This window comes from Stenotrophomonas sp. 05L44_2, assembly GCF_056665995.1.
Genome location: NZ_JBFTNR010000131.1, coordinates 1 through 7,281, shown reverse-complemented (window position 1 = coordinate 7,281; position 7,281 = coordinate 1). Strand labels below are relative to the sequence as shown.

Annotated in this window: 8 protein-coding genes; 6 read left to right on the top strand and 2 right to left on the bottom strand. The window is 67.1% G+C overall.

The genetic code is table 11. From position 1 onward, the window contains the following. From AC1VAN_RS06590 to AC1VAN_RS06565, 6 genes are all read left to right on the top strand, one after another. Window positions 1-1,250: anthranilate synthase component I family protein (locus tag AC1VAN_RS06590; protein WP_480985501.1), on the top strand; the 1,250-nt coding region annotated here is incomplete at its 5' end. Window positions 1,251-1,317: 67 nt separating this feature from the next. Then, window positions 1,318-2,100 carry an SIMPL domain-containing protein gene (locus tag AC1VAN_RS06585; protein WP_032976650.1) on the top strand — a complete coding sequence of 261 codons (783 nt, stop codon included), beginning with the start codon at window positions 1,318-1,320 and terminating at the stop codon, window positions 2,098-2,100. A 2-nt stretch (window positions 2,101-2,102) separates the two neighbouring features. Then, a complete protein-coding gene (locus AC1VAN_RS06580; protein ID WP_025874614.1) occupies window positions 2,103-2,690 on the top strand; it encodes an anthranilate synthase component II in 588 nt (195 codons plus the stop codon). A 16-nt stretch (window positions 2,691-2,706) separates the two neighbouring features. Further along, window positions 2,707-3,738 carry an anthranilate phosphoribosyltransferase gene (gene trpD / locus AC1VAN_RS06575; protein WP_025874615.1) on the top strand — a complete coding sequence of 344 codons (1,032 nt, stop codon included), beginning with the start codon at window positions 2,707-2,709 and terminating at the stop codon, window positions 3,736-3,738. Between the two features lie 74 nt (window positions 3,739-3,812). Then, entirely contained in the window at window positions 3,813-4,607 is a 795-nt protein-coding gene (gene trpC, locus AC1VAN_RS06570) for an indole-3-glycerol phosphate synthase TrpC (protein ID WP_059065380.1), read from the top strand. Beyond that, the gene (locus AC1VAN_RS06565; RefSeq protein WP_282279457.1) at window positions 4,604-5,320 is read left to right on the top strand and encodes a haloacid dehalogenase-like hydrolase; all 717 of its coding nucleotides are present in this window, start codon (window positions 4,604-4,606) and stop codon (window positions 5,318-5,320) included. The genes trpC and AC1VAN_RS06565 overlap by 4 nt, the downstream gene beginning before the upstream one ends. A gap of 151 nt (window positions 5,321-5,471) precedes the next feature. On the opposite strand, the gene AC1VAN_RS06560 is transcribed toward AC1VAN_RS06565, so the two are convergent. Both AC1VAN_RS06560 and crp read right to left on the bottom strand, forming a co-directional pair. Continuing rightward, the gene (locus AC1VAN_RS06560) at window positions 5,472-6,233 is read right to left on the bottom strand and encodes a sulfite exporter TauE/SafE family protein (RefSeq protein ID WP_480985500.1); all 762 of its coding nucleotides are present in this window, start codon (window positions 6,231-6,233) and stop codon (window positions 5,472-5,474) included. Between the two features lie 137 nt (window positions 6,234-6,370). Further along, window positions 6,371-7,060, bottom strand: coding sequence for a cAMP-activated global transcriptional regulator CRP (gene crp / locus AC1VAN_RS06555; protein WP_025874619.1), 690 nt, complete (start codon window positions 7,058-7,060; stop codon window positions 6,371-6,373). Window positions 7,061-7,281: the final 221 nt, after the last annotated feature.

Sequence of the window (7,281 nt, the reverse complement as noted above, 5' to 3'; positions counted from 1 at the left end):
CCCTGACGGTGCGCGAGGACGGCCAAGTGGTGGAAACCCGCGAGGTGGCCGATCCGTTTGCCGAGGTCGAGGCGCTGCGCAGTGCTCACTCGGCGCCGAAGCTGGAAGGCCTGCCGGGCTTCACCGGTGGCCTGGTCGGCTGGTTCGGGTTCGAGTGCATCGGCTACATCGAGCCGCGCCTGGCATCGCCGGCCGGCCGCGACGAACTGGGCACTCCGGACATCCTGCTGCTGCACTCCGATGAGCTGGCGGTGTTCGACAACCTGAAGGGCCGGCTGTACCTGATCGTGCACGCCGACCCGCGCGTCGAAGGCGCCTTTGAACAGGCCCAAGCGCGCCTGGACGCATTGGCGGCCAGGCTGCGCGCGCCGGGTGCCGGCTATCCGGCACCACTCACCAGCGACGTGCTGGACGAGTCCGATTTCGTTTCAGGTTTCACCCGCGAAGGCTTCGTCGATGCGGTCCAGCGCAGCAAGGAGTACATCCGTGCCGGCGACATCTTCCAGGTGGTGCTCAGCCAGCGCCTGAGCGTGCCATTCAAGGCGCGCCCGGTGGATGTGTATCGCGCGCTGCGTGCACTGAATCCGTCGCCGTACATGTATTTCCTCGATGTCGGCGACCTGCAGGTGGTCGGCTCCTCGCCGGAAATCCTGGTGCGTCTGCAGGACGGTGAAGTGACCGTGCGCCCGATCGCCGGCACCCGCCCGCGCGGCGCCACGCCGGAACTGGACCAGGCGCTGGAAGTCGAGCTGCTGGCCGATCCGAAGGAACGCGCCGAGCACTTGATGCTGATCGACCTGGGCCGCAACGACGCCGGCCGCGTGTCCAAAGCCGGTACCGTGGAAGTGGGCGAGCAGTTCGTGATCGAACGCTACAGCCACGTCATGCACATCGTCAGCGAAGTGACCGGGCAGCTGCAGCCGGGCCTGAGCTACGCCGACGTGCTGCGCGCCACCTTCCCGGCCGGTACGGTCAGCGGCGCGCCGAAGATCCGCGCGCTGGAAGTGATCCGCGAACTGGAACCGATCAAGCGCAATGTCTACGCTGGCAGCATCGGTTACATCGGCTGGCACGGCGATGCCGATACCGCGATCGCGATCCGCACCGCCGTGATCAAGGACGGCCGCCTGTACGTGCAGGCCGGCGCCGGCATCGTCTACGACTCGGACCCGGACAAGGAATGGGACGAGACGATGAACAAGGGCCGCGCGCTGTTCCGTGCCGTCGCCCAGGCCGCCAAGGGCCTGTGAGTTTCCCCGTGCTGTGGCCTGCGCCGCAGCACCCCTCGCTGTTTCCGTTCAAGACAAGGAGTACCGCATGAAGCTGCTGAGCGCATTGCTGTGGTCGTCGCTGCTGGCCACGATGGCCCCGTCTGCCTGGGCGCAGGCCAACACCATTCCCTCGCAGCCGCACCTGCTGGTGAAGGGCGAGGGCGCGCGAACGGTGATGCCGGACCGGTTCACCGTCGAACTGCTGGTCAAGTCCACCGATCTTCAGCCGGATACAGCGCGCTCGCGCGTGCAGGGCAATGTCGATGCGGTGCTGGGTGCGTTCAAGCGCAACCATGCACTTCCGGCAAGCGTGGTGGCGGACAACCTGACCATCCAGCCGGACTACCGCTACAGCGTGCAGGGCAAGCAGGAATACTTGGGGACACGGGTGAGCCGGCGGCTGAAAGGCAGCTTCGGCACCACCGGCGACCTGCAGGCCTTCCTGCGCGCGGTCGATGCCAGCGATGACCTGCAGATCAGCAGCATGCGGCCTGGCTACTCGAAGGAAGCCGCACTGCGTGGCGAACTCAAGGCCGAAGCGGCAACGCAGACACGCGCCTCCGCCAAGCACCTTGCCACGGCCTATGGCGCGCGCATCACCGGCCTCTACAGCATCTCCGACGTGGCCCCGAACTTCGCCTACGGCGTGCAGGCAGGCAACTGGCCCCGCAGCGGCGATCTGGTGACGCCGCCTTCGCCGCCCTCGCCCGAGGCGCCGATGAACAGCATCGAGACCACGGGCTCGCGCCTGTCCGAATCCATCGAAGCCGGCCCCATCACCTACACCGAAAACGTGTACGCCATTTTCCTGATAAGCGACGGAACCTGACCATGTTGTGGATGATCGACAACTACGACAGCTTCACCTACAACCTCGTGCAGTACCTGCAGACGCTGGGTGCCGAAGTGAAGGTGGTGCGCAACGATGCGATGAGCGTGGACGAGATCGCCGCGCAGAAGCCCGAACGCATCGTCATTTCGCCCGGCCCGTGCACGCCCAACGAAGCGGGCGTGTCGCTGGAGCTGATCCGGCGCCTGGGCCCGACCACGCCGATCCTCGGCGTGTGCCTGGGCCACCAGGGCATCGGCCAGGTCTACGGCGGCACGGTCATCCGCGCCGGCAACATCATGCACGGCAAGACCTCGCCGATCCGCCATGAAGGCAAGGGCGTGTTCGCCGGCCTGCCGGACGGTTACCAGGCCACCCGCTACCACTCGCTGGTGGTGGACAAGAACAGCCTGCCCGACGCGCTGGAAGTGACCGCGTGGACCGAGAACGAGGATGGCTCGATCGAAGAGATCATGGGCCTGCGCCACCGCCAGTTCCCGGTGGAGGGCGTGCAGTTCCATCCCGAATCGATCCTCACCGAGCACGGTCACGCGCTGCTGCGCAATTTCCTGCAGCGCCCGGCTGCCTGATCCAAGGAGTATTCCGATGAGCTTCTCCCCCCAGGAAGCCCTGCAACGCACCATCGAACACCGCGAAATCTTCTTCGACGAAATGGTCGACCTGATGCGGCAGATCATGCGCGGCGACGTCTCGCCGATGATGACCGCCGCCATCCTCACCGGCCTGCGTGTGAAGAAGGAGACCATCGACGAGATCGCCGCCGCGGCGACGGTGATGCGCGAATTCGCGCTGGCCGTGCCGGTCGCCGATACCACCCACCTGGTCGACATCGTCGGCACCGGTGGCGATGGCTCGCATACGTTCAACATCTCAACCTGCGCGATGTTCGTTGCTGCAGCCGCCGGCGCGCGCGTAGCCAAGCATGGCAACCGCAGCGTGTCGTCCAAGTCCGGCAGCGCTGATGCGGTCGAGGCATTGGGCGCGGCGATCGAGCTGCAGCCGGCGCAGGTGGCGGCGGCCATCGAACAGACCGGCATCGGTTTCATGTTCGCGCCGATCCACCATCCGTCGATGAAGGTGGTGGCGCCGGTGCGTCGCGAGATGGGCGTGCGCACCATCTTCAACATCCTCGGGCCGCTGACCAACCCGGCCAGCGCACCGTCGGTGCTGATGGGCGTGTTCCATCCCGACCTGGTGGGCATCCAGGCGCGCGTGCTGCGCGAGCTGGGTACCGAGCGTGCGATGGTGGTCTGGGGCCGCGACAACATGGACGAGATCTCGCTGGGCGCCGGCACCCTGGTGGGTGAGCTGCGCGACGGCAAGGTGCGCGAGTACGAGATCCATCCGGAAGACTTCGGCATCGCCATGTCGGCCAGCCGCAACCTGCGCGTGGACGGCCCGGAGCAATCCATTGCCATGCTGCGCGCGGTGCTCGACAACGAGCCGGGTCCGGCGCTGGACATCGTCGCCCTGAATGCGGGCGCAGCGTTGTACGTGGCCGGCGTAGCCAGCGATATCGGCGACGGCCTGGCCCGCGCCCGCGCGGTCATCGCCGATGGCAGCGCCCGTGCCCGCCTGCAGCAGTATGTCGATACCACCCGCGCGCTGGTTGCCTGAGCGCGCGGTTCAGCCTGACCCACCCGATGGCCGATAATGGTCGTCCTCACCGCCCCAGCACCGACCCGACGACGATGAGCGATATCCTGCAGACGATCCTGGCCCGCAAGGCCGAAGAAGTAGCCCAGCGCCGCGCCCAGCGGCCGCTTGAGGAGCTGCAGGCCGCGCTGGCCGATGCGCCACCGGTGCGCGGTTTCGTGCGCGCGCTGCAGGCCGCGGTGGCCAATGGCGATCCGGCGGTGATTGCCGAAGTGAAGAAGGCCAGCCCGTCCAAGGGCGTGATCCGCCCCGACTTCCGCCCGGCCGACATCGCGGTCAGCTATGAGTTCGGCGGCGCCAGCTGCCTGTCGGTGCTGACCGACGTGGATTTCTTCCAGGGGGCCGACGTCTACCTGCAGCAGGCCCGCGATGCCTGCACGCTGCCGGTGCTGCGCAAGGACTTCGTGATCGACGCCTACCAGGTGGTCGAGGCGCGCGTGCTTGGCGCCGACTGCATCCTGCTGATCGTCGCTGCGCTGGACGATACGCAGCTGGCCACGCTGTCCGAACTGGCGATGTCGCTGGGCATGGACGTGCTGGTGGAAGTGCATGACATCGACGAACTGGAGCGTGCGCTGCAGGTGCCGGCGCCGATGATCGGCATCAACAACCGCAACCTGCGCACCTTCGAAGTGTCGCTGCAGACCACGCTGGACATGCGCCTGGCCGTGCCGCGCGATCGCCTGCTGGTCACCGAGAGTGGCATTCTTGGCCCGCAGGACGTGGCGCTGATGCGCGATGCCGGCATCCACTCGTTCCTGGTCGGCGAGGCCTTCATGCGCGTGGAAGAGCCGGGTGAGGGTCTGCGTCAGCTATTCTTCGCAGCATGAAAACGCACTATCCAACGCCGCGCGAGGATGCGCCGCTGGTGGTCTTCGACTTCGACCACACCCTGTATGACGGCGATTCGGGCACCCACCTGTTCGCCTCGCTGATCAAGCGCAACCCGCTGCGGATGCTGGCGGCGCTGCTGGTCACCCCGATCGCCGGGCCGATGGTGGCGATGCTGCCGACCCGCCGTGCCGGTATCTCGGTCTATGTCTGGATCGGCAGTTTCGGGCTGCACCGCGCGCGTGAGTTCAACAAGGTGATCGACGCCTACGTGCTGCGCAACGAGGCGCAGATGCGCGCCAAGCTGTTGCCACAGGCGCTGGAGGTGTTCGCCGCGCATCGTGCCAAGGGCGACCGCGTGGTGGTGGCCACCGGTGCGCCGCCGGAGTTGGCCCGTGCGATCCTGGCCTTTGTCGCTCACCAGGACGTGCCGGTGATCGGCACCGAAGTGGGGCCGCGTCTGGGCGGGGTAGGGCCGACCCGACACTGCCACAACGAAGAGAAGATGCGCATGCTGCGCGAGCGCGGCTACGGCGACATCGACATCGCCTATTCCGACAGTACCGCCGACCTTCCGCTGCTGCTGGCGGCGAAAGCGCCGGTGGTGGTCAACCCGAAGCCGGCCAAGGTGGAATTCTTCCGCCGCGTGCTGCCGGCCGGCACCCGCATCCTCAACTGGGGCTGCGTGGACCGCGGTGGCGAGAAGGCGTAATCGATCCCGCCTGCCCGCCGGGCAGGGACCCGGTAGTGCCGGCCGCTGGCCGGCAACCTGGCAAGCGTTTCCGCAGTTCATGAGGTTGCCGGCCAGCGGCCGGCACTACCGAAGCCCGCGCGGGTAGCGCCGGGCCACGCCCGGCGGGCGGTCAGCGGCCCAGGTACCCGAACAGTGCATGGCCCACCTGGAACAGGCTGATGCCCAGCACCAGCACGCCCACTGCGACCAGCACCCAGCGCTCCTTCACCCGCTTCACCAGCACCGCCGCCACCGGCGCGGCCATCATGCCGCCGATCAACAGGCCGGCGACGATCTGCAGGTGCTGCACCCCCATCGACAGCAGGAACGTGGCCGAAATGGTCAGGGTGACCACGAACTCGGCCGCGTTGACGGTGCCGATGGTGGTCCTGGCCTGGCCACCGCTGGCGAGCAGGGTGGAGGTGGCCACCGGGCCCCAGCCGCCGCCGCCGCTGGCATCGAGCAGGCCAGCGAAGAATCCCAGCACCGGCACCCGGCGGATCTCGCCCTTGGGCATCCAGCGGCCGGCCGCGCGGGCCAGGATGATGATGGCTAGCACCAGCAGGTACAGGTAGATCAGCGGGCGGATCAGGTCGCCAGGGACCTGTGTCAGGACGTACGCGCCGAGTGCACCACCCAGTGCGCCGGGCAGGGCGAGGCGGAAGAACAGGCGTTTGTCGACATTTCCTGCTACCAGATGCGACACACCGGATGCGCCGGTGGTGAACACCTCAGCGGTATGGACGCTGGCGCTGACCTGTGCGGGAGGCAGCCCCATGCTGAGCAGCACCGATGAAGAAACCAGCCCGAATGCCATGCCCAGCGCACCATCGACCAGCTGTGCGCCAAGGCCGATGAGGATGAACCACCAGAATTCGCTGCTCAGTTCCATGGATCGAGCCTAGCGGAAGCGGGTGTGCGGGACATGCGATGGCACGTCGCACGTATGGCGACCCGCCGGGCATGGCCCGGCGCTCCCGGCGCAGATCCTGTGGTAGCGCCGGGCCATGCCCGGCGGACACCGGGTGGTCAACGGGTGCCGTACAGCACCACGGTCTTGCCGCGGGCGTGCAGCAGGCCGTCGGTCTGCAGCTTCTTCAGCACCCGGCCGGCCATTTCGCGCGAGCAGCCGACCAGGCGGGCCAGTTCCTGGCGTGAGACGCGCAGCTGGCTGCCCTGCGGATGGCTCATCGACTCCGGCTCCTGCGCCAGATCGTGCAGGGTGCGCACGATACGGTCGGTGACATCCAGGAACGCCAGGCGGCTGGCCTTGCGGCTGGTGTCCAGCAGGCGCTTGGAGATCTGCTGGCCCAGCGCGTACAGCAGGCGCGGGGCATCGGCCGACAGCGGGCCGAGGAACAGCTGATGCAGGCGCTCGTAGCTGATTTCAGCCAGCTCACAGGCGGTGCGGGTGCGCAGGATCACCTCGCGGCGGTCCGACTCCACGAACAGGCCCATCTCGCCGACGAACTCACCGGCGCCGAAATAGCCCAGCACCAGCTCGCGGTCCTCCTCCTCCTCGGCCATGATCGAAACCGAGCCGCTGATGACGTAATACAGGGTTCCCGCCGGGTCACCGGGTCGGAAGACGTCGGTACGGGTGGGATAGCGCCGCCGGTGGCTGTGTGCCAGGAAGCGGTCGATTGTTGCGATGTCCAAGGCCAATGGGCTGCTAGCTAGGCGCACGGTTGACACGATAGGGGCGCTCCCTCTGCGCATGAACGGATTCACGGGGTCGATAGCGGAGCTTAACCAGCGCAATTGTTAAGGGCAAACAGTGTGCCAGAACCTGAGCGTCTTCACGTTCCCCCTGGAGACACTTATGCCGCATAATTCCCCCTTTCCCTTCTTACACAGGAATCGACCGCCGTGGTCAAGCCGTTGCCTCGCCTGAGGTTGCAGGGTTTCAACAACCTCACCAAGGCGCTGAGCTTCAACAT

Coding starts and splice junctions, on each gene's coding strand:
- AC1VAN_RS06585 (WP_032976650.1), top strand. CDS start 1,318: ATGAAGCTGCTGAGCGCATTGCTGTGGTCGTCGCTGCTGGCCACGATG.
- AC1VAN_RS06580 (WP_025874614.1), top strand. CDS start 2,103: ATGTTGTGGATGATCGACAACTACGACAGCTTCACCTACAACCTCGTG.
- trpD (WP_025874615.1), top strand. CDS start 2,707: ATGAGCTTCTCCCCCCAGGAAGCCCTGCAACGCACCATCGAACACCGC.
- trpC (WP_059065380.1), top strand. CDS start 3,813: ATGAGCGATATCCTGCAGACGATCCTGGCCCGCAAGGCCGAAGAAGTA.
- AC1VAN_RS06565 (WP_282279457.1), top strand. CDS start 4,604: ATGAAAACGCACTATCCAACGCCGCGCGAGGATGCGCCGCTGGTGGTC.
- AC1VAN_RS06560 (WP_480985500.1), bottom strand. CDS start 6,233: ATGGAACTGAGCAGCGAATTCTGGTGGTTCATCCTCATCGGCCTTGGC.
- crp (WP_025874619.1), bottom strand. CDS start 7,060: ATGCGCAGAGGGAGCGCCCCTATCGTGTCAACCGTGCGCCTAGCTAGC.